Here is a 22,875-nt window from a genome sequence, read left to right as displayed (position 1 = left end):
TTTATTAGCCTCCATAAAAGGAAAAATTACTTTATTCCTTCGATAAATAGAGAATCCGGCTTTCTAGTTACGCCTTCTATTGTGTCCAAGTTAAATAAATTAAAGTTTGGTATTTCGCTTTCATCAGAATTACAAATTTTACTAAAGTTCACTCCGTATTTTTTTAAAAGTCTCTTTAATGAAAACGAGTCATACATCCAATAATGTACCTCTCCCCTATTTCTAAATAAGGATTTTTTAAAGATATCAGCATATTCTAACCCTAGTTTTTTTTCAATATACTCGTAGGTCTCCGTAAATTTCTTGTCTTCTATAGTTACTTCAATTTCTCTATTTTCGATAAAATAGTGTATTCCATTTTCCATATCTTCACTTATTAATTGCTCTTCTATTGATTTCCACCAGGAAGAGGCTACAACTATAAGAATATCATCTGCAATTACTTCATCTAAATTATAAATCATCTTGTCTTCAAAAAAAGTACCTTGCTTTTGAACATCATTATCAATAAATCCAAATATTTCCATACCTGCTTTTTTTAATGCTTGCTTTACTTTTTTTCCATAAGATCCTGCACCAAAAATAACAATTTTTTTGTCTTTACAGAAATCTAATAACAATTCATTTTCAAATAAAGAATAAATTTGTTCTGCTTGCCATCCCCATCTTTCAAAAATAAAATCCTTATTAATAATTTTTTCATTTAGCATATATTTAACCATATTTCCACCAGGATTTTCTCGTACAATTTGATCAAACAACTCTAACATAGACCAATCATAATTTGCTTCATCATAAGGATTGTAATTTTCTTCTACTCTTTTTTTATAATATAGATAATTTTTTACTATTGTTTCAAGATTAGGAACAACAACTCTTATAATGCCATTTGGCTTTAGAACACGAATCATTTCTTTAATAAATTCCTCGCCCTTTTCAGGTCTTAAATGTTCCAAAATATGTGAGCAATATACAACATCAAAACTTTCATTTGGAAAATCCAATCCTTTTCGAATATCCATCTCAATTACATCTTTACTTTCAGATACTAAATCAACATTAACCCAATCTTGATGATACGTCGATCCGCACCCAACATTTAACATTTTATAATCACTCATAATATCCCTCATCTATCTGAATAATCCAAACTTCTTCTTATAACCAAAATACATAGAAATTTGAAAAATCTCCTTTTTTCAACTGTTGTATAATATCTTTATACCAATCAGATGCAATTAATATTAAACTTCTTTTGTCAATCATAGATAGACTAAATATTTTTTCTTCATACAGCTCTAAACCTACTTTATTGTTATCAATGAAACCTTTAATTTTTATTTTATTTATATCTAATATCTTTTTTAAAGTTTCTCCTCTTCCTCCTGCTCCAAAAATATAAATAGAATCATATTCCTCGAGGGAATCTATATTCTGTAAACTCAAATAATTTTCTGGGCAAGAAAATTTGGGATGTTTTTCTTTAATGTGCTTAATTTCTTCTATATATTGCTCAATGACTTTTAACAAATGCTCTTTGTACTCTTCATTAGTTTGGCTTCTAAATTTCTCTAAAGTTATAATATGTCTTTCTAAAAAATCTAATTGATTTTCTATTTTTGATGTTTTTTCACTCCATGATCCTTCTGTAAATCTTCTATATGTAGCCATAGGTTCATTGAAATAATATATTTTCCCTTTTTCCGCCGCTATCAATTGTAAATAGTAGTCTAAAACAGGAGCCTCCAGTATATATTCAGGAATTCCGTTTTCGAAAACACTACTTCTAAAAAAACAGCTTGCTGCATGAAATAATGGCTCCTTTGTTATTTCGTTTATACTAATTTCACCTGAATAATTAAATTTCTGATAGTTCTCTAAAAACATATTATTACGATTATCTAATACTTTAACCGCATGTCCACAAAGAACAAATTTAGTATTTTTTTCCATAAAATTAAATTGTTTTTGTAATTTATTACCATCTACCCAATAATCGTCGCCTTCACAAAAAGCAATATATTTTCCAGAAGCAGCTTTTATTGTTCTAATAAAGTTATTTATCATCCCAACATTATTTTTAGAAGTAACAATTTTAATTTTCGAGTTTAAAGCAGCATAACTCTCTATTATTTTTTTTGTAAGATCTGTACTACAATCTTCTCCAATGATTATTTCATAATCAAAATTAACTTTTTGTTTTAAAACGCCCTCTATACAATCTCTAATATACTTTTCATGATTATAAGTAAAGCAACAAATACTAACAAGTGGGCTATACTCCTCCATTAATCTCCCTCCTTAATATACTAGTATATTTTACCTCTTCAAAAATCTACAGCAACATAAAAACATAAGAATTCCTATAGCATATAATTCTCATGTTTTCTTATCCATATCATTTCTTCTAGTGGTGTTAATTTCTTAAAATATTGTTTTGGAGGAAAAATACTTTTCAGGTACTTATAACTCAATAATATAATACATATAGTTAATTTCTTCTATATGGCTTTACATGCCAGTAATCCATAAAGCCATCCTTATAAAATAAATTATTTTCACTTAAAAATCTTTGATCAAACTCTTTATTTTCTTTAAAAAAGAACCATAATTGAGATTCAAGATGATATAAACTTGATTTAAATCCCCATTTATTAAACAATATTTCCATAGATTTATTTGTAAAAAAAGATACGTGCACTGGGTATAAATAAAACCAGTTAGGATCTCTAGGAATTTTTTCAGTAATTAATGTGTGTACAGCCATAACCCCATTCTCATTTATCAAACTAACTATATTATCTAAATCTCTCAAATCTACAATATGTTCAAAAACAGAAGTTGTGATTAAAAAGTTAAAGTAATTTTCTCTTAATTGAGTGTTATATGTTTCTTCAGTCATGTATTTATCATAATTCAATAAATTATAGCCACTAATTTTCTTTAATGATTTAGATAGTTTTGCATCGCCACATCCATAATCTAAACTTTCGTTTAAATTAATAATTTTCAAATCGGCAAACTCTTTGAGTATTTTTGATTGCTTTTCAAGCCTAGTGACCCATTTTAGATCTTCAATATTCATTTCAGAATATTGATAATTCGAATGAAATTCATTATTCAATCTATTCCATTTTTCTATATTCAATTTGCAAATTGTATCAGCTTTAACAAAACCACAATTATTGCATTTTAGATAGTCCACTTTATTTAATATTTCTAGATTGAAACTTTTAGTAAAAAAATATTCTAAGTCTCCTTTGCATATCTGACAATATTGATTTTTCATACTATTCTCCTTTAAGTAAAAGCTCTTTCCTAAAGCAACACTAGTTGATTTAGTTAGCTAAGTTAAATTTGTTGAATTTCCCTATAAGGTAGTGGTCTCCATTGATTTCCTCCACTTTGTTTTATGTTTGAACTGTTTATCTCCTTTTTACCGAAGATCCAAAAAGAAATCATCATTTTCATTAATAAATTGTTTATAAGATTCTTATTTGTATGTACTTACCAGTTTAATTTTTCATACTATATTATAAGGGAAGTAGCTTACATTACTTAGAGACTCACTAATATACTGCCTCATTAGTTCCCCCCTCTTTCATCATGGAAGGTCTAAACCACTACCTACAATAAAAGAATCCTTCGATAAACTGTCTACGCTTAGGTCGATTGCCTCAAAAAAGAAAGAACGAAAACAAATCAATTTTCGGTTTTCTTTAATTAAATTCAATTCCTCTTTTCTAAACTATTTCCAGGAAAAAAAGTAGATGGTATATTTAAATGTGTTTATAAATAGTATATATATGTTGAAAATGATTTTTACATTTCAAGCTATAAAGTCTCTCTTTTCTATGTTTGTATAGGTAATATTTCGCCACTAGCCACTATATTAATAATTTCAAAATTCCGCTACAGCGTATAAAACGGCATCAATTGCTATAGGCTTATGAACTCTAAAATAGAATTTATATTCTGGAACAAGTCCTTTTAAATATTCAAATATTTCTATCAAATCATTTCTTTTATGATAGACACTAATTGCTAGTTTCGGTTTTTGAGTTTTAATTATCTTTTCTGCTCCTTTTAATGCTGCCATTTCTGCTCCTTCAATATCCATCTTTATAAATGAAATTTCTTCACCCTCTTTCACAATATTATCTAATTTATCGGCCTTAACAAGCACACCATTACCTTCCGATATTTTGGATAACATATTTTCTGAAGAATCGAACAATAAATCAGTTTTCTTACTAAACACTGCCACTTCACAAAATCTTATACGTTCATCTAAATAGTTCTCTTTTAAAATAGACATATTAATCGGGTCTGCTTCTACTGCAATAATATTTTTGAATTTATTATTATTTAAAGCTATAAAATCTTTGATTGTATCTCCTATGTATGCACCACAATCGATGAGACTTTCATTTTCATTCAATGAAATTATATCTTTTGGGAAATAGTGTTCTTCACAATATATGTCCTTTAAACAGCTATAATTATTATAAACTTTTGCATCTATATAAGCTGTAAGTGACTTACGTGATTGTTCATCTGCTAGTAAATTTTTGATATTTTGAAATTTTCCTTTATTCATATCAATAAATTTTAATGATAATTCTTCCATATTATAAATTTCTGATAAATAATAAATATCATTTAAGTTAATATTATTAATTCTTCTTCTAATTTCACTTTTAGATATTTTATATCCTTCAATATGCCCCATGACAATATTAAATTTTTCTTTATAAACATTAATATAACTTAATGGAAGAATACTATTTTTATCAGAGCTGTTTAAAAAAATATCATCCACAAAATAACCTTTCACACATAAATTGTTTGTTTTAAGCTTTTCGTGTACAAATTTAGCCACTTCACCACTACCATATATAAACAATGGCATATCATTTTCAATTATTTGTTTTATTACTAAAGTGTCACCTATATTTGACATTAAAATTCACCAATTTTCTATATTATTATTAGGACTTTACTCTATCGGTACAGCTATATTCCTTGTTACCTGTAATAATTTATTATTAGCTGACAAATCTTTATTTAATGTTACATTTGCTCCTATAATACAATATTCTCCAATATTAACTTTTGGTAAGATAACTGCTCCACTTCCTACAAAACTACTACGTCCAATACTGACATGTCCTGATAAAATCACTCCTGGAGAAATCACACTATTATCTTGGATATTACAGTCATGGCCAATTGAACAATTTTGATTTATTATCACATTCTCACCTATTATTGTATCTATAGAAATTGTTGTATTTGGTGCGATATATGAACCTATTGCAGTACTACTGCCTTGAATTACTAGTGCATTAGGATGTATAATCGTTTCCATTAACGTAGAACCTTTTGATACTATTTTTTTATAAATTTTTTCTCTTACTAAACTTTCTCCAATTCCAATTACAAATTCACAATTTCCCCATTCTTCATTTGAAAAGATAGTCTCTGAAATAACTGGAATGCCCATAAGTAAATTATCTTGCTCATTAAAATAAGCTTGATCTACAACAAAAGCTTCAATATTAAATTTAGCAACAGCTTGACTTTTATTTAAACATAAGATAGTACTATAAATTTCTCTAGCAAGGGCTCCTGCACCATAAATATATTGTCGCTTCATTTTAAGATCCCTCCATTAAATATTGATCTATTAGTTTATTCAATACCTGTTTCATGTTAGTTTTACATTCAAATTTTAGTTCATTTTGAATCTTACTTGTGTCTACCGCATATCTAAAATCATGTCCTGCACGATCCTCTACAAAAGTAATCAATTCTTTAAAAGATTTCATTTTTCTTTTTTCTAATTTATGAGAGAGTTTTTCATCTAAAATTCCACAAATATCATTTACAATTTCTAGATTTGTTTTTTCATTTTGTCCCCCAATTAAGTAAGTTTCCCCTTTGTTACTTTCGTGGAAAACTAAATCAATTGCTCGACAATGCTCTTCTACATATAGCCAATCTCTTATATTCTGGCCTGAACCATAAATTGGAATAGGGTCGAATGCTATCGCTTTACGAATAATTGTTGGGATTAATTTTTCACTATGTTGCCCCGGTCCAAAGTTATTTGAGCAATTTGTTGTCACAGCATTCATTCCAAATGTATGATAATAACTTCTAACTAACATATCAGAAGCTGCTTTACTAGCGGAATAAGGGCTATTAGGAGCAAATGGACTATCTTCTGTAAAATAACCTTCACTTTCCAAGGATCCATACACTTCATCTGTTGAAATATGGTGGAATCTAGCACTTTCAAATTCCTTTTTAAAATTATTCGGTGCTTTCATCCAATGGTTTCTTGCAACATCTAACAATACATATGTACCATTAATATTAGTTTTCACGAATACACCTGGGTTTTTAATCGAGTTATCAACATGTGATTCAGCAGCAAAATGAAAAACACCATTAAAATTATATTTTTCAAATAAGAACTCCACTAATTCACGATTACAAATATCACCTTTAACAAACTCATAATTAGGATGATTTTCAACATTTTTTAAATTATTAGAGTTACCAGCATATGTTAATAGATCTAAGTTAACAATTTTATACTTTGGGTACTTACTTAGTAGATAAATAATAAAATTAGAACCAATAAATCCAGCTCCACCTGTAACTAATAGATTCAATTAGCTTTCCTCCTCAATTATCGAATTTATGATGTCCGATATTTTTTTTACTATTTTTTTATCTAAATTTGCATATAAAGGTAAGCAGAGGATTCTTTTTGAAATACTTTCTGAAACTGGACAGTCATTATTGTCCTTAAGATAAGGTAATTTATTTAAAGAAGGGTAAAAATAACGACGAGTTTGAATTTCTTTGGATTTCAATTCTGAGACTATTTTTAATAAAGTATCCTCACTGTTGAATAAAACAGGGTAATATGCATAGTTGTATTCAACATTTTCTGTAATATAAATCACATGGATATCACTAGGTAATAGCTTATTATAAAATTCACTTATTTCTTTGCGTTTTTCTAAGTTGTGCTCAATATAATTTAAATTACATATCCCCATTGCAGCATGAAATTCTGTTGCTTTTGCATTAATTCCAGGTAAATAATAATCTTCACCTACATAACCATAACTTCGTAATAATTCAATTTTTGTTGCAAGATTCTTATTAGCGCATGTAATTCCTCCGCCTTCCACAGTGTGGAAAACTTTTGTTGCATGAAAACTGTACGTTGAAATATCACCGTAATTGAAAATAGATCGCCCCTTATAAGTTACTCCAAATGCATGCGCACCATCATATATTACTTTCAAATTATACTTATTGGCTATCGCTTCTATTCTTTCAACATCACAAGGAATACCAAAAACATGCGTTGCAATAATTGCAACAGTATTTGTAGTAACTACAGTTTCAATCTTCTCAGGATCAATACTTAATGTTGTGGGATCAATATCAACAAATACAGGTTTACATCCTTCCCATGTAATTGATGTCGTAGTAGCGATAAAAGAAAATGGGGTTGTAATTATTTCTCCTTGTAAGTCTAAAGCTTTAATAGCTAATTGAAGCGCCAATGTTCCGTTAGTAACATATGTTAAATTATGTACTGCTAATCTTTCTGAAAGTTCTTTTTCCAATTCAACTACATAAGGTCCGTTATTTGTCAACCATTTAGTATCCCAAAGATTCTCTAATAATTTTTCATATTCCTTTTTTGAAGGCATAAAAGGCTGTGTAACTGGTATCATATTTACACCCTACTTTCATGATAAAATTTATCTCTAATCTTCATCGTTCAAGAATAGAAGTATCAATTTTAATATCCTGTAATATTATTTGATTAGCAATTGAATCCAACATTTCCTTAAAATTATCTGCCGCCTCTATTTTTAAAAATGTTTCCACTGTATTTTTTTCTATTCTTATTTTTAGGATTATTAACCTTATCAAATTTTGTTTTGGAAAAATTCAACACCTTGCTCAGATTGTAATTATATATATAATTGTTTTAGAATATATATCATGTCCAGGCAAATGATCTATACATCTCACTATTTTTCCTTTATTAACACTTTTAAAATTATTTTCGGTAGCCTAACCGTTGGGGAAATTTAGATAATTTTCTTGTTTCATGGTTCTACTTTCATCTGCACTAGTATATTTCCCCTTCTATTTCTGTAATAATAAGTCCTAATATACTATGTTCATTTTGATTTAATATTGGTTGCAAAAATGTATCAGTATTTGTTTTTAAACCTTGTATTTTAAAAATAACGTTCGTTTTAGGTCTTATATTTCCTTCTGACTCATCAAAAAACAATCATTGCATCTCATTGAATGGAATCAGTCCTATATATGTATTACTCTCATTTTTTTGTTAATAATATAGATAGGAAATTTTACAATCGTTTAAAGTGAAGACAGAAATATCCATAGAAATTTATTCATTCCTTCAAAGATTGTAGGTATTTAAAATATGTATTGTTCCCTTTTTTAACAATAATTTCATCCTTTGTAATCCAACTATTATTCAAAGAGATTTCTTCTAAACAAGCAATCATAAAACCTTGTCTTTTTTGAACAGTCTCCACAAACTGCCCAGCTTCCAAAAGGCTTTCAAATGTACCTGTATCTAACCAAGAGAATCCTCTCCCAAGAAGTCGAACCTTTAATTTTTTTCTTTTTAAATATGCATTATTTATATCAGTAATTTCAATCTCCCCACGTTCAGATGGTCTCACATTTTTAGCTATAGAAATTACATCATTATCATAAAAATATAAACCCGTAACTGCAAAATTTGATCTAGGTTTCATAGGCTTTTCTTCAATAGAAACTACATTTAAATTTCCATCAAACTCAACAACACCAAAACGTTCTGGATCTTTAACTTGATATCCAAATACTAGTGCTCCCTCCTTTAAAGCAGCTGCTTGTTTTAAAACAGGTGTAAATCCTTGGCCATAAAATATATTATCACCTAGTATTAAACAAACTGAGTCACTTCCTATAAATTCTTCACCTATTATAAAAGCATCAGCAAGTCCTCTCGGCTCTTTTTGCTGAGCATATTCTAATGTCATACCCCATTGAGATCCGTCTCCTAACAATTCCTGAAAAATCGGTAAATCTCTAGGGGTACTAATTACCAATATTTCTCTAATGCCAGCCAACATTAGAACTGATAATGGATAATAAATCATTGGTTTATCATAAATAGGTAACAATTGTTTTGAAATAGATTTTGTTAGTGGGGATAAACGTGTACCACTACCACCTGCAAGAATAATACCTTTCAATTCCCTCACTCATTTCTGTTATTTTCCATAAATGTATCTACCATCAAAAATCACACTGTTATCTATATTCGCTTTTTTAAACTCATCCCATTCCGTAACAAGTAATACAGCATTTGAATTTATTAATACCTCCTGTACAGAGCACACACACTGTTTCAAATTCTTTACAACAGGATCATAAGCCTTTACAATCGCCCCTCGTTTCTCTAATTCTTCAATTAAATAAAGCGATGGTGCTTCTCGTAAATCATCTGTATTTGGTTTAAAAGCAAGCCCTAACATACCAATGATTTTACCCTCTACATTGCCATGAAAATAATCTAACACTTTATGTAAAAATAATTCTCTTTGATGGAAATTTGCTTTTATAGCACTTTCTACAATTGTTAATGGTGTTTCATATTGCCTCCCTAAATAAGCAATTGCCTCAGTATCTTTCGGGAAACAAGAACCCCCATATCCTAATCCGGGATTTAAAAAGGCACGTCCAATACGATGATCTAATCCCATACCATCTGCTACATCGAGCACATTAGCCCCCATCTTTTCACAAAGATTTGCAATTTCATTAATATAGCTTATTTTTGTTGCTAAAAAGGCATTTGCCGCATATTTAATCATCTCAGCACTTCGACGATTTGTACGTACAACCGGTATTTCTAACGGGTTAAATAATTGCTCAATCGTATCACCAGCTTCAATAGATTCAGCACCAATCACGATACGATCTCCATGGAATGTATCATGAATTGCATGACCCTCACGTAAAAACTCTGGGTTTGATACTACATTTACGTCTACATCTGCCACTAAATTTTCATAAATAATTTTTTCTACTAGATCATTCGTACCTATAGGAACCGTACTTTTCACAACAATAATCGTGTCGTTAACAATTTTTAATGCAATATCCTTTGCAGCTTGTTGAATATAACTTAAATCTGCCGCTCCACTCTCACTTTGAGGTGTACCTACAGCGATAAATACAATACGTGCATTTACAAAAGCCTCTTGATGATTTGTTGTAAAATACAGGCGACCAGATTCTATGCTTTTCACCATTAATTCATCTAAGCTTGGTTCATAAATTGGTGACATTCCTAATTTTAATGAATTTACCTTTTGTTCATCTAAATCGATACAAGTTACTGTATGACCAATCTCAGATAATACTACACCTGTAACAAGTCCTACATACCCTGTACCAATCACCGCTACGTTTGTCATACTTCCTCCACCTCAGTCACTACTTTTTTTATATAAGCTAATACTTCATTTTTTAAATCATTTCGTTCTAATGCAAAATCAACCGTTGCCTGTACAAAACCAAACTTGCTACCACAATCATAGAGTTTACCTTGTACATCATGTGCTACAATACGTTCTGAATGATTTAATAACTCAATAGCATCTGTTAATTGAATCTCGCCACCTGCTCCTGGCTGTGTTACTTTTAAAGCATTAAAAATATTTGGTGTAAGTATATATCGACCCATAATGGCTAAATTTGAAGGGGCCATTTCAGCTTTTGGTTTTTCAACAAAGCCTTTCACTTCTATTGCTTTCCCCTCTTCAATTTCGCCATTCGGATCAATAACCCCATATTGATGTACTACATCCATTTCCACTGCTTGTACACCTATAACAGATGCCTGCTCTTTTTCATATGTTTCAATTAATTGTGCTAATGCAGGTGTTTCAGCTTGTAAAATAATATCACCTAATAACACTGCAAAAGGCTCGTCACCAATAAAACGGTGTGCACAATAAATTGCGTCACCTAACCCTTTCGCCTCTTTTTGGCGTATATAATGGATATTGGCCAAATTTGAGATTGCTCGAATTTCTTCAAGGTCATCCCATTTTCCTTTTTTCGTTAATAACTCTTCTAGTTCATATGTTTTATCGAAATGATCTTCAATTGATCTTTTATTGCGTCCACTTATAATAATGATATCTTCAATGCCCGCTGCAACCGCTTCTTCTACAATATATTGAATCGTTGGCTTATCAACAATTGGTAACATTTCCTTCGGCTGTGCCTTTGTTGCTGGTAGGAAACGAGTTCCTAATCCAGCAGCTGGAATAACAGCTTTACGTACTTTTTTCATTTACACTCGCTCCTTGAAATAAGCAATTGTTTTTTGAAGCCCTTCATCTAACATAACTTGTGGCTCCCAGTTTAATGTACGCTTTGCTTCATCTATCATCGGTTTGCGCTGTTTTGGATCATCTTGTGGTAGTGGTTCATATTGTAAAGGCGTTTTATTCCCCGTCCATTTCACTACCTTTTCTACAAGCTCTAGCATTGTAAATTCATTCGGGTTACCTAGATTTACAGGTCCTGTAATATCTTTTGGCGTAGCCATTAATCTTAAAAATCCTTCTATTAAATCATCAACATAGCAAAAAGAGCGCGTTTGTTGACCATCACCGTAAACTGTCAACGGCTTGTTTTGCAATGACTGCACAATAAAATTGCTTACAACTCGTCCATCCTTGGCATCCATTCGGGGACCATATGTATTAAAAATACGTACAATTTTAATTTCAATATCATACATTCTTGCATAATCAAAAAATAATGTTTCTGCACCGCGTTTTCCTTCATCATAACAGCTTCGAATACCTATTGGATTTACATGCCCCCAATAATGTTCTGGCTGCGGATGTACTAACGGATCACCGTATATCTCTGATGTAGAAGCTTGGAAAATTTTAGCTCCTGTTTGTTTTGCTAGCTCTAATAAATGCAATGCTCCTAGTATGCTTGTCTTAAACGTATGAACAGGGTCTGCTTGATAATGAATAGGGCTTGCAGGACATGCCAAGTTATAAATTTCATCCACATGCCCTATCGCTGGTAAAGGCTCTGTAATATCATGCTTAATAAATAAAATCTTTTCTAAATTATGCTGAATATTATCTATAGAGCCTGTTTGTAAATTATCCATACAAATAATGTCATGTCCCTGTTCCAATAATCTATCGATTAAATGTGAACCGAGGAAACCCGCTCCTCCAGTTACTAAAATACGTTTTTTCATAAAGTACCCCCAAATTTCTTCTTGTGCCAATGCCAGGCTGTTTCAACAATCTGCTCTAAGTTATATTTAGGAACCCAATTTATGATATCCTTTGCTTTGTCCGCGCAACCAATCAACTTACTTGGATCACCTGAACGACGATCTGTTAATTGATATTGTATAGTTTTTTTGGTTACTTGCTCTACCATCTTAATTATTTCTAAATTTGAGTAGCCTGCACCATTTGCTAAATTTAATTGAAGATTTTGTTGTTCTTTAATTAAAAACTGTAAGGCTTTATGGTGTGCATCCGCTAAATCTGTCACATGTATATAGTCACGAATACACGTTCCATCTGGCGTATCAAAGTCTGAGCCAAATACATTGATTGAATCCGATTTTCCCAAAGCTACATTTAAAACCAAAGGAATTAAATGAGACTCCGGCTCATGCCATTCTCCAATAGTCCCATCCTCATCTGCACCTGCTGCATTAAAATAACGTAATGCAACATACTTTAAGCCATATGCTGTAGAGTAATCCTCCATTAATTGCTCCATCATGAACTTTGTTCGGCCATATGGATTAATTGGATTTTGCGAATGTTGCTCTGTAATCGGTAACTCTATTGGGTTGCCATATGTTGCGCACGTAGAAGAAAAAACAATATTTTTCACGTTATTTGTCAGCATTACGCCTAATAAGTTCATTGTATTAGCAAGATTATTATGATAATACTTTGCAGGATCTTGTACAGATTCTCCTACATAGGCATACGCCGCAAAGTGCATCACTGAAGTTATAGGATATTGTGTAAACAGAGTATGTAAATCTTCCAATGATGCTAAATCACCATCTAGAAATTGAGCATCTTTATGAACAAGTTCTAGATGACCTGTGCATAAATTATCAAAAACCACAACTTGTTCACCTTGTTCAATTAAATATTTCACTGCATGTGAGCCTATATAACCTGCTCCACCGACAACAGCTATCATATAACTACATCTCCTCTGCTAGTGTACGCAATTCTTCTATCGTCAACCAATCTTCATTTTTATTACTCGTATATTCAAACCCATCCGGAAGATTTTTACCATCTTCTGCGAATTTCGATGACCAAAATGGAAACTCTGGTTGAATGACATAATATGAATCATACTCAACTGTATGGCGAGCATCATCTTCCATAATCATCGCCTCATGCAATTTTTCACCTGGTCGAATCCCTACAATTTCAATATCACATTCTGGCGCAATTGCTTTTGCCAAATCAACGACTTTCATGCTTGGAATTTTAGGTACAAAAATTTCACCGCCGTGCATACGTTCTAAATTATCAAGTACAAACTGTACACCTTGCTCTAGTGTAATCCAAAAACGAGTCATACGCTCATCTGTAATTGGCAGAACACCTTTTGATTTCATTTTTTTAAAGAAAGGTACTACGCTCCCGCGACTTCCTACAACATTGCCATAACGAACAACAGCAAAACTTGTTTTTTTACTTCCTACATATGCATTTGCAGCAACAAATAATTTATCTGAAGCTAGCTTTGTTGCACCATATAAATTTACTGGCGCACATGCTTTATCTGTGGAAAGCGCAATTACTTTCTCCACACCACAATCTATCGCCGCTTCAATAATATTCTGAGCTCCATGAATATTCGTTTTTACCGCTTCAAATGGATTATATTCACATGCATCCACATGCTTCATAGCCGCTGCATGAATTACAATATCAACACCGTCAAATGCTCTATGTAAACGTTCTTTATCCCGCACATCTCCAATAAAGAATCGGAGACGTGTATCGTCAAACTCTTGCTTCATCTCATATTGCTTTAGCTCATCACGGCTAAAAATAATAATTTTTTTCACACCTAATTCTAATGCTTTTTTCGTAATTTTTTTTCCAAATGAACCCGTTCCACCAGTAACTAATACTGTTTTCCCACTTAACACAGTCATCGACTTACTCCAATCTTGTAAACTACATTTTTTATTTTCACTTTATTAACGCCAATAATTGTTTCTAATCAAATTAATGGAACTCCTCTGATTTTTAGCGCCTTGTCTAGTTGTATTATAGACCTTTGATGATGAGCGTTTTAATTTTTGATTAAACCATCTTTAAAAATTTGATAATTTCGGCAGTCTATAAATCTCATCATTTGAATGCCTCTACCTGAGCTCATCGCAGTGCATCTTCAACGGCCCATATTTACATAAACGTCGTTCAATTGTAGTGTACGTTCCCAGTTTTTTTGCAAAATAATATCCCAATTCATTAATGTTTAATACTTTTTACCCGTTGTGCTTTTCCAAAGAAAGGAGCAACTTCATATTCAAACATATCTGCCACTACTACATAGTCTTGCATTTCCAGACCTTCATTCACTTCTTTTAAAAATTCGTGGATAGTTTCAACTTCTAAAACAGCACTTACTTCATTTTGTACAAATAAATTACATGCCTGTACTAGCCAATCCATTCCCTCTGAAAATTGCAGAATCATTTGTAATGCACTTTCTATTTCATCCTGCCGTAAATATTCTGCAATTTTCAAACAACCTGGCATTACTTTGTCTAAATAGTCGTTATAACTTTCAATTGTTTCAATTAATAAGTCATCCATAGTGTTTCCCCTTTTCTCATTCCTTGTTAAAGTAACTCTTGATTATTGTTTTCTACAGTATCAATTACACCCTGTAAATTTTTTTTGGATTTTTCCAATGCCTCCAACAAGCGCTTATATAATGTATTCGTTTGATTCCAAGAACGCTTATAAGTCTCTTCTTGTGTTTCAAATTCTTTTGGCAAAAATTGATTAGCAACTTCGTAGGTAATTGGTGCTATTAAAAAATGAATTTGTATCATTTTTGTTTTTTCTTCAATTTTCTTTTCAATTTCGTCCAATACTATCAAGGTTTTTTCATCAAAGTATATATTGTGTTGAATTTTATTTAATTTTTCAAGCCCTTTGTTTATAGATCGCTGTAAGTCATTGATAATCTTTACTTCATTTTTATAAATAGCAATGATGCCATCGCTTGTCTTAAATGGCTTGATTGTTTCAATTGTTGATAAATCTTTATAAGTTTTTGTATCTACGTATTGCTCAATAAAGCTTTTAAAAGGTAATTGCTCATACCCCCTTAATGATACTCCTCCTTCTGTACAATTAAACAAAGGTACAGATGGTTTATGAAATTGGGCAATTTCCTCAAATACCATTTTCATCGATAAAAATTCTCTAGAAGTTTGAACAGGCTCACCATTATAACCATCAACTTCAAATAAATCTTTTCCTAACTCCTTTAAATCTTGAACTGTATTTATAAATTTGTTCCCCTGTGCATGAGTTTGGTTATTTGTATAAGCCAAATCTTGTCCAATCATAGCTATAGGTCCAGAATTCAATAATCCTGCTACAGTTACTCCATAATGTGCTACGGTCCCTCCACCAGCTATAATTGGTAAATTAATTCCCATATGCTCATATAAATATCCCCCCATAGACTCGTGTCCTATTTGTGAAAATATGAATGCCTGTTTCTTGAAAGACTTTCTTACTCCAGGATGATTGTATGGTGCATATATCAGTCTTGCATTTTGTAAACTCAAGTTTTTAAAGTGCTCATAATTCCATTTTCCACCGTCTATAGAGATCACAAAGTCCGGCTCAATATTGGCATCTAGTAAAGCATTTATAGTAGATCCAGCTGCTATAATTAATACATTTTGTTCAACTTCCTTTAATAAAGGTAATTGCTTTGTTAATGACGGCCCACTAGCAGCTAAAACAACTGGTAAATCAAATTTATTTTCCAGTGATAATAGAGTATTATCCTTAGCTATTTGCAACACATTTTTTGTGAAATTTTGTTGCCACTCATTAGAAAATTGAACTTCTGTATTATAGTTAACTTGCATTCTATTTTGAAAATCTCTTATATATAGTAAAATTTCTTTATACTCTTGCTTAAATATCTGATTATAATTAGATGAAGCAAAGACATGAATTTTTAAGTTCAGTCCATTTGCAAGCTTTGAAATTACAAAGCCAAGCGTATTATTATGGTGTTCAGACCAATAATATACGTTTTTCAGTTGCATATGCCTTGCAAAAACTTGAAGCGTCCCATCATCTAACAATGGGTCTATAATAATGATTGACTCATTTTTTACTTTATCCAATAATGCATCTAAAATGTATCCATTCCCATAACCAAATAATATATGTATACAATTAATTTTATATTCCTTTTCTACTAAACGTCCTGCCTCACTTATCGGGTCATATTTACTGTGTAAATAATAGTTATTCACACGATAAACCTCTTGACCAGTTTTTGCAACAATCTTCTCGATTGTATACTTAGCCACATAAACCACCTCTTTGTTATTATCGACTTTTTATTGATTTTCTTAATCTACATATTTTTTATTAATATTTTTTTTTTTGCTTTTTAATGAGAAAGGCATTGGCTAAGTAATTAATTCTGCCTCCCTATGAACACAAAAAAGGTACAAAAGGAATAATCCCTTTTGTACCTTTTCGTTTTAAGATGATTAACCTAATAATTGAAGAACGCCTTGTGGTTGTTGGTTAGCTTGCGCTAGCATAGATTGTGCAGCTTGCATTAAGATGTTGTTCTTTGTGAAGCCCATCATCTCTTTCGCCATATCTGTATCACGGATACGAGATTCAGCAGCTGTTAAGTTTTCAGATGTAGCACCTAAGTTGTTGATTGTGTGCTCTAAACGGTTTTGAACAGCCCCTAAAGATGCACGAGTTTTAGATACGTGGTTTAATGCAGAATCAATGATAGAGATTGAGTTATCTGCAGCTGTTTGTGTTGTAATGTTAATACCTCCACCGATTTCACCTGGTGATGAAATAGATGTTACAGAAGCTGCAGTGTCCTGAACATTTACACCTAATGCATTTGCAGTCATTGTACCAACTGCTAAGTTAATAGATTGGCCAGAGTTTGCACCGATATGGAATACTTTACCATTAGCATTAGTTGCATTTCCGCCTGTAACAGTATCTGTACGTGAACCTTTAAATGTACCATCTAATAATTTTTGTGTATTGAATTCTGTGTTGTCAGCAATACGTGTAATTTCGTCAGATAGTGATTTAATTTCAAGTTGTAGTGCTTCACGGTCAGATTCTACGTTTGTATCATTCGCAGATTGTACTGCTAGTTCACGCATACGTTGTAGAATAGAGTGTGTTTCGTTTAATGCACCCTCAGCAGTTTGGATTAATGATACTGAGTCTTGAGCGTTTTTAGTTGCCATGTCAAGACCACGGATTTGTCCACGCATTTTTTCAGAGATTGCTAAACCAGCAGCATCGTCACCAGCGCGGTTGATTTTGTAACCAGAAGATAATTTCTCAAGGTTTTTAGAAGCTTGAGTGTTGTTGAATGCTAGGTTACGGTGTGTGTTTAAAGCTGAAATGTTGTGTTGAATTCTCATTTGGAATTCCTCCTTGAATGTTTGTTTTGTTATTCCACATCCGTGTGGAATTTCGGATTAGGTAGTATGTATGTACTTCCTGCCCCTTACAATCTATATATCGTATTTAGTTGGAAATGTTTAATAGTATTTCGAAAGTTTTTTATTTTTTTATGTAATAGATTCCAAATTATTTTTTCTTCAGCTGCTCTAAGAAACTTGATGAGGTAGAAAGAGCTTCTCTATTTTGTGCTTGAATGGCTTCAAAAACTTCGGATCGATGTACTTTCACTGTTTTTGGTGCAACAATGCCGATTTTAATTTGCTCGCCATCCACTGCTAATATTTTAATTTCAATTTGGTCGCCTATCATAATAGATTCATCTTTTTTACGTGAGAGCACTAGCATTATTTCGCACTTCCTTCCAATGTTTGCATTGGGTAGCGTAGTGGATAGGATTTATTATCTTGCAGGACAATTTGTTTACCACATTTTTTATCCATGTTAACGATTATAGGTGCCAGCAAATTAATCGTTGATTCTTGGAATGTTTCCTTCATTGTTACGATAGAGTATGTAAGTACATTCTCTTCCTTCTCAATTTGTAGCTGCTCACGATCATCTTCGCTTATATCAAAGCTGTAATCTTTTTTGAAGACGAACGGATAGGCAACTACAAAACCAATTTCTGTGTGCTCAACTGATTGTAATATTGCTAAAGGAAGATCAGCATCTATAGGTAGTATGACAAATTTTTTTTCATTCTCTAATCCTAATAGTCCCTGTTCAAACGTAAGGATGTCTTGTTCAGATATTTCGACTTCCCCTAAAAATTTAGTAGCAATTTTCATTCTTTTATACGCTCCTTTAAATGACGACATCGATGTTAACATCTGGTCTTTGTACCATTGTACCAGTTACTTTACCTGGCGTGTATTCGTGTATTGGTTTGTTCACCTTTGCGTCAATAATTGGTTCTCTACGCTGGATATTAACGTCCGTTGTCCCAGGCGTATAGTCGATTTTGACTGATCCTACAGATGGGACAAACTTAATATTAAATTGCGCTTGGTGAGGACCGTGGTTTTGTTTTGCAATACCCTGAATTGTAGCACGACCATGCCCTTTACCGGAATTATCCATCATCTGGCGCCCTTCTCTTGCTCTTCGCGCCATCCCCCTTAGAACCTCTTGTTTACCTTGTTCTGCGTAATTCGCGCTTGATTCAAAGGGACCAATTAAACCTAAATCACGTCTGGCTTGAGAAGAATCGATTTTTAGTACACTGCGAGTTGTATTTATTTCGAGAATGGCTGCGGGTTGTTTAATATGCTGTGTTGCGTTTGGTTGTTTAATATACTGTTGTGGCTTAGATATATTCAGGTCTATTTTCGCATCGGTTGTATGAATTTGAATTTGCGGGAGTCTCATGTAAAACATCTCCTTTCAAGAAAAGCGTCTGAACAAAATGTCCAAACGCTTCTTTTAATCTTATTCGTTAAAATCTCTCAAATCTGACTCAAATTTAAATAGGCAAGACTATTTTATCTAATAAAATCTACTAATGTTTGTTGAATAATTTGTGCACCTACAGATAATGCAGCCTGATGAATGGAATTTTGAGTGATCATTTCTGTAATTGCTTTTGCGTAATCAACATCTTCATTATCGGACATTTGCTTTGTTACACCGATTTCACGAATAGAAAGACGATTCTCCATTAATTCTACACGGTTTTGACGTGCCCCGACATCAGCCTGAGCCTCGAGAATTTTATTATGGATTGCAGTAATATCATCTCCAGTGCTTTGTTCCGCTACTCCTCCAAGCGCATTACCGATTTCTTCACCAGTAGCTGGACCACCAGGACGTTCAGGATCTAAAAGATCTGAAATTTTCCCCATCATATCATCAATATTTTGAAATAGTTCAGCTCCAGGAGTATTCACTTTCATTTGAATACTATCATATACTTCAATTTCTACATCACCATTAGGCGCATTTATATCTGAATTTATAATTTTAATACCATCAGCATTTGGCGGTGTAGCTTCAACAAATAATGGCTTACTAGTGTTCGTACCACTAAAAATATAACGATCAGCAATTTTTGTATTTCCGATATCCTGAATTTGCTGACGAATTTGATCAATTTCAGTTTTAATCTTCGCACGTTCTTCTGGAGTATTCGTATCATTAGCTGCTTGAATAACAAGCTCACGAACACGCTTCATTTGTTCGCTAACTTGATTTAGCGATTCGTCAGTTGTATCGATCCAGTTATTAACCTCATTCATATTACGTGTATATTGTTCTACTTGACCTAAATCTCGGCGATAGCCCATGCCTTTTACTGCAATAACTGGGTCATCAGAAGGACGAGTAATCTTTGTACCTGAAGTGATTTGGTCTTGTAGCTTGGACATTTTACCGTAGCTATTATTTAAGTTTAAAAGCATGTTATTCGATAACATGGATTGTGTTACGCGCATATTTTTTAAAAGCCCCTTTCTATCGTAATGCTAGAGTATTTTTTATAGTCCTACACGGCCCATGCCGTTAATGATTTTGTCTAATGTTTCATCGACAACTGTAATCATACGTGCGTTGGCATTATATGCTTGTTGGAACGTAATCATATTTGTCATTTCCTCATCAAGGGATACTGAACTTACTGAGGCACGATTACCAGAAAGTGTTACTAATAAAGTTTCAGAAGTTTTGTTTAAGCGATAAGCTTCTTCACCGTCAGTACCTAATTTACCAATCATTCCTTGATAATACGAGTTGAATGTTGCACCATTTAAACTAGCTTGTCCTTTTGATTGAATATTAGCAAGTTCAAGTGCCCATTTACCATTTCCTTCTTCATTCGGTCCAGAAGAAGCAGCTAATTTAGAAGGATCATTTAAAAAATCATCATTTACCCTAATATTACCAGCCGTTATCGGTGATCCGTCTTCCGTAGTAAAGAAATCTATATCATTTTTATCACCTGATAAATCATAACCTTTCTTATGCATTTCATTGAAGGCTTCAGCAAATTCAGCTGCAAGTTTATCAAGGCTTGCTAGTGTTTCAATGTAATAACCTTTAGACTCACCTGCACTATCATAACCGTATGAATCAATTAGTGATAATAGTTTCCCTTTACCTGGCTCTAAATCGTCATATGCAATTGATTCTGTCGAGCCTAGCCCACTTACTTGAATAGATGAGAACATATTGGACAAGTTCGTGCCATCAATTTGCTTTGAGCCACTTGGATTAGCGACAGTACCATTTACTTCGAAAGTAGCATAATCTTTACCATTCACTAGCTCAATTTCTTTATCTGTGCCATATGGTTTGAACACAACTGTCAGGCTTCCTTCTGCCACAGCACTAGCATTTCCGCCAGATTCGACACGTTTAATGGATACAGGTATGTAATTGTTTAATTCATCGATTAAAACATCACGTTCATCGTATAAATCGTTCGGTACATGACCATTCGGCTCTACTTCCTGAACTTGTTTATTGATGGCAGCAATTTGCTTTAAGAGTGAGTTGATACGATTAGTCGCTACATTAACTTCGTTCCCTAAATTACCTTGAATTGTTTTTAGCTGCTTGTCCATATATCTAAAGGATTCAGCTAGGTGCTCAGCACGTTGCATTGCTACTTTACGAGATGCTGTATTTTCTGGGTTTGTACTGACATCTTGAAGCCCTTTCCAGAACTGTTCTAATGCTGCGTTAAGACCATATTGAGATGGTTCGTCCATTATATCTTCCATTTGAGAAATTGCATTTGAACGTGATTCCCAATAGCCTAGCTTGTTTGTTTCTTGACGGAATTGACGATCAACAAATTCATCGCGAATACGTTGAATCGATCCTGCTTGAACCCCAGTTCCGAGATGCCCTGGATAGTTAGGTTGATTTAAGCCTGCAGCTGGGAAACCTGCCGTTGCTTCCATATTTACTCGTTGACGAGAATAACCTAATGTATTTGCATTGGAAATATTATGTCCAGTTGTATATAAAGCTGTTTGTTGTGTAAATAAACCACGTTTACTAGCTTCTAAGCCCATAAATGTTGAGCGCATTTTTTTTCCTCCCTTTTTTAACGTTTATAATTTCAAGCATAATTTCTTGCATGGGCGCAAGAAACTATGCTTGCGAATCGAAATATGATTTTTTGGCCATTGTATTTGTGCCGCGCACCTCACTGCCAGAGTAGTTCATTTGCTCGGTCTGAGGTTGTAGTGCACCTAATGTGAGATTGACAAATTGTAGTGATTGGAACACTAGTTTTTGATTTAAATCGTTTTGTTTTTTTAAGTCATTGATGATTTGCATTAATCGATTGCGAACTGCTGATAGTGCTTCTTTTTCAGACTGTTGTTCAGCAGCCTCGATGACATCAGCGACAGTCATTTTGTCAGTTGAAGCAAATCCTTTTGCTCCAAGGTATTCCGTTACCTGTTTCTGACGCTGTTGCTCGAGCTTATCGATGGCCGCTACATGTGCCTGCTCATCCTTGAGCATTTTGTCCAGTGCTTCGATATCGCCAGCTGTGATGATTTCAGTTTTTTTATTGGCTAGTTCAAGTAAGCTTTTATGCATTCTTTCTAGCTTTGTTAGTGTAGAACAAATTGCTTCTACAGACATATTGCTAAGCACCCTCTCTGATATTCCTTAGAAACGATAATATTTCAGCATATCTTCTGCAACTTTGCGAGCGTCGACTTTGTATTCTCCAGAATCAATATCTTCTTTTAATTGTTGTACGCGTTCTGCACGCTCTGTGCTATATGTTGAAACTCCTTGCATCTCCTGTGCAGCCTTTGAAATTTCGATTTTATCGGCGAAAGATGCCTTGTTTGTGCCTGATTTTACATTGTGCACCTTATTTTTATAGGCGTTTACTGCATTAATGCCATAAGTTGTAATTTTCATTTTTTAACCCCCATCCTAAAAAGCTTATCTTCCTATTATTTCGGATTGTCTCACATAATGTTAAGTTTCTAAACATAAAAAAGTGTGCTAATTTTGTTTAAAATTAACACAC

General features: G+C 32.8%; 24 protein-coding genes. All 24 read right to left on the bottom strand.

Annotated elements, in window-relative coordinates; genetic code table 11:
- Positions 1 to 26 precede the first annotated feature (26 nt).
- The 24 genes from FJQ98_RS04090 to flgM all read right to left on the bottom strand — a co-directional run bounded on the left by FJQ98_RS04090 (position 27) and on the right by flgM (position 22,763).
- Positions 27 to 1,121 carry a methyltransferase domain-containing protein gene (locus tag FJQ98_RS04090; RefSeq protein ID WP_053596367.1) on the bottom strand — a complete coding sequence of 365 codons (1,095 nt, stop codon included), beginning with the start codon at positions 1,119 to 1,121 and terminating at the stop codon, positions 27 to 29.
- Between the two features lie 37 nt (positions 1,122 to 1,158).
- Entirely contained in the window at positions 1,159 to 2,289 is a 1,131-nt protein-coding gene (locus tag FJQ98_RS04085) for a glycosyltransferase family 2 protein (RefSeq protein WP_053596368.1), read from the bottom strand.
- A gap of 202 nt (positions 2,290 to 2,491) precedes the next feature.
- Complete coding sequence (locus tag FJQ98_RS04080) at positions 2,492 to 3,289, bottom strand: methyltransferase domain-containing protein (RefSeq protein ID WP_053596369.1); 798 nt, start codon at positions 3,287 to 3,289, stop codon at positions 2,492 to 2,494.
- 612 nt (positions 3,290 to 3,901) lie between these two features.
- Positions 3,902 to 4,963, bottom strand: a complete 1,062-nt coding sequence (locus tag FJQ98_RS04075) for an FkbM family methyltransferase (protein WP_053596370.1) — start codon at positions 4,961 to 4,963, stop codon at positions 3,902 to 3,904.
- Positions 4,964 to 4,999: 36 nt separating this feature from the next.
- Complete coding sequence (locus tag FJQ98_RS04070; RefSeq protein WP_053596371.1) at positions 5,000 to 5,659, bottom strand: acetyltransferase; 660 nt, start codon at positions 5,657 to 5,659, stop codon at positions 5,000 to 5,002.
- A gap of 1 nt (position 5,660) precedes the next feature.
- The gene (rfbB, locus tag FJQ98_RS04065) at positions 5,661 to 6,683 is read right to left on the bottom strand and encodes a dTDP-glucose 4,6-dehydratase (protein WP_053596372.1); all 1,023 of its coding nucleotides are present in this window, start codon (positions 6,681 to 6,683) and stop codon (positions 5,661 to 5,663) included.
- On the bottom strand, positions 6,684 to 7,766 hold the full coding sequence (locus FJQ98_RS04060) for a DegT/DnrJ/EryC1/StrS family aminotransferase (RefSeq protein WP_053596373.1): 1,083 nt from the start codon (positions 7,764 to 7,766) through the stop codon (positions 6,684 to 6,686).
- A gap of 404 nt (positions 7,767 to 8,170) precedes the next feature.
- On the bottom strand, positions 8,171 to 8,338 hold the full coding sequence (locus tag FJQ98_RS04055; RefSeq protein ID WP_201406626.1) for a hypothetical protein: 168 nt from the start codon (positions 8,336 to 8,338) through the stop codon (positions 8,171 to 8,173).
- 124 nt (positions 8,339 to 8,462) lie between these two features.
- A complete protein-coding gene (gene rfbA, locus FJQ98_RS04050) occupies positions 8,463 to 9,317 on the bottom strand; it encodes a glucose-1-phosphate thymidylyltransferase RfbA (RefSeq protein WP_053596374.1) in 855 nt (284 codons plus the stop codon).
- A gap of 18 nt (positions 9,318 to 9,335) precedes the next feature.
- The gene (locus FJQ98_RS04045; RefSeq protein ID WP_053596375.1) at positions 9,336 to 10,544 is read right to left on the bottom strand and encodes a UDP-glucose dehydrogenase family protein; all 1,209 of its coding nucleotides are present in this window, start codon (positions 10,542 to 10,544) and stop codon (positions 9,336 to 9,338) included.
- Positions 10,541 to 11,428: a UTP--glucose-1-phosphate uridylyltransferase GalU gene (gene galU / locus FJQ98_RS04040; protein WP_053596376.1), complete on the bottom strand. Its 888-nt coding sequence runs from the start codon at positions 11,426 to 11,428 to the stop codon at positions 10,541 to 10,543. Before galU ends, FJQ98_RS04045 begins: the two co-directional genes overlap by 4 nt.
- The gene (locus tag FJQ98_RS04035; protein ID WP_053596377.1) at positions 11,429 to 12,364 is read right to left on the bottom strand and encodes a UDP-glucuronic acid decarboxylase family protein; all 936 of its coding nucleotides are present in this window, start codon (positions 12,362 to 12,364) and stop codon (positions 11,429 to 11,431) included.
- The gene (gene galE, locus FJQ98_RS04030; protein ID WP_053596378.1) at positions 12,361 to 13,341 is read right to left on the bottom strand and encodes a UDP-glucose 4-epimerase GalE; all 981 of its coding nucleotides are present in this window, start codon (positions 13,339 to 13,341) and stop codon (positions 12,361 to 12,363) included. Before galE ends, FJQ98_RS04035 begins: the two co-directional genes overlap by 4 nt.
- A 4-nt stretch (positions 13,342 to 13,345) precedes the next feature.
- Complete coding sequence (gene pseB / locus FJQ98_RS04025) at positions 13,346 to 14,317, bottom strand: UDP-N-acetylglucosamine 4,6-dehydratase (inverting) (RefSeq protein WP_198926921.1); 972 nt, start codon at positions 14,315 to 14,317, stop codon at positions 13,346 to 13,348.
- Positions 14,318 to 14,636: 319 nt separating this feature from the next.
- On the bottom strand, positions 14,637 to 14,984 hold the full coding sequence (locus FJQ98_RS04020) for a DUF8042 domain-containing protein (RefSeq protein WP_053596379.1): 348 nt from the start codon (positions 14,982 to 14,984) through the stop codon (positions 14,637 to 14,639).
- A 26-nt stretch (positions 14,985 to 15,010) separates the two neighbouring features.
- Positions 15,011 to 16,735 carry a motility associated factor glycosyltransferase family protein gene (locus FJQ98_RS04015; RefSeq protein WP_053596380.1) on the bottom strand — a complete coding sequence of 575 codons (1,725 nt, stop codon included), beginning with the start codon at positions 16,733 to 16,735 and terminating at the stop codon, positions 15,011 to 15,013.
- A 186-nt stretch (positions 16,736 to 16,921) separates the two neighbouring features.
- Positions 16,922 to 17,839, bottom strand: coding sequence for a flagellin Hag (gene hag, locus FJQ98_RS04010; protein ID WP_053596381.1), 918 nt, complete (start codon positions 17,837 to 17,839; stop codon positions 16,922 to 16,924).
- A 169-nt stretch (positions 17,840 to 18,008) separates the two neighbouring features.
- On the bottom strand, positions 18,009 to 18,227 hold the full coding sequence (csrA, locus tag FJQ98_RS04005; protein WP_053596382.1) for a carbon storage regulator CsrA: 219 nt from the start codon (positions 18,225 to 18,227) through the stop codon (positions 18,009 to 18,011).
- The gene (fliW, locus tag FJQ98_RS04000; RefSeq protein ID WP_053596383.1) at positions 18,227 to 18,670 is read right to left on the bottom strand and encodes a flagellar assembly protein FliW; all 444 of its coding nucleotides are present in this window, start codon (positions 18,668 to 18,670) and stop codon (positions 18,227 to 18,229) included. Before fliW ends, csrA begins: the two co-directional genes overlap by 1 nt.
- 16 nt (positions 18,671 to 18,686) lie before the next feature.
- Positions 18,687 to 19,250, bottom strand: a complete 564-nt coding sequence (locus FJQ98_RS03995; protein ID WP_053596384.1) for a DUF6470 family protein — start codon at positions 19,248 to 19,250, stop codon at positions 18,687 to 18,689.
- 113 nt (positions 19,251 to 19,363) lie between these two features.
- The gene (flgL, locus tag FJQ98_RS03990; RefSeq protein WP_053596385.1) at positions 19,364 to 20,311 is read right to left on the bottom strand and encodes a flagellar hook-associated protein FlgL; all 948 of its coding nucleotides are present in this window, start codon (positions 20,309 to 20,311) and stop codon (positions 19,364 to 19,366) included.
- 42 nt (positions 20,312 to 20,353) lie between these two features.
- Positions 20,354 to 21,910, bottom strand: coding sequence for a flagellar hook-associated protein FlgK (gene flgK, locus FJQ98_RS03985; RefSeq protein ID WP_053596386.1), 1,557 nt, complete (start codon positions 21,908 to 21,910; stop codon positions 20,354 to 20,356).
- 64 nt (positions 21,911 to 21,974) lie between these two features.
- Positions 21,975 to 22,475, bottom strand: a complete 501-nt coding sequence (locus tag FJQ98_RS03980; RefSeq protein ID WP_053596387.1) for a flagellar protein FlgN — start codon at positions 22,473 to 22,475, stop codon at positions 21,975 to 21,977.
- Between the two features lie 27 nt (positions 22,476 to 22,502).
- Positions 22,503 to 22,763 (bottom strand): flagellar biosynthesis anti-sigma factor FlgM, encoded by a 261-nt coding sequence (flgM, locus tag FJQ98_RS03975; protein WP_053596388.1) that lies wholly within the window; start codon positions 22,761 to 22,763, stop codon positions 22,503 to 22,505.
- Between the last annotated feature and the right edge of the window lie 112 nt (positions 22,764 to 22,875).

This window comes from Lysinibacillus agricola (assembly GCF_016638705.1).
Taxonomy (GTDB): domain Bacteria; phylum Bacillota; class Bacilli; order Bacillales_A; family Planococcaceae; genus Lysinibacillus; species Lysinibacillus agricola.
Note: the sequence above shows the minus strand (reverse complement) of the source record. Positions and strands in the feature narration are given on the sequence as shown.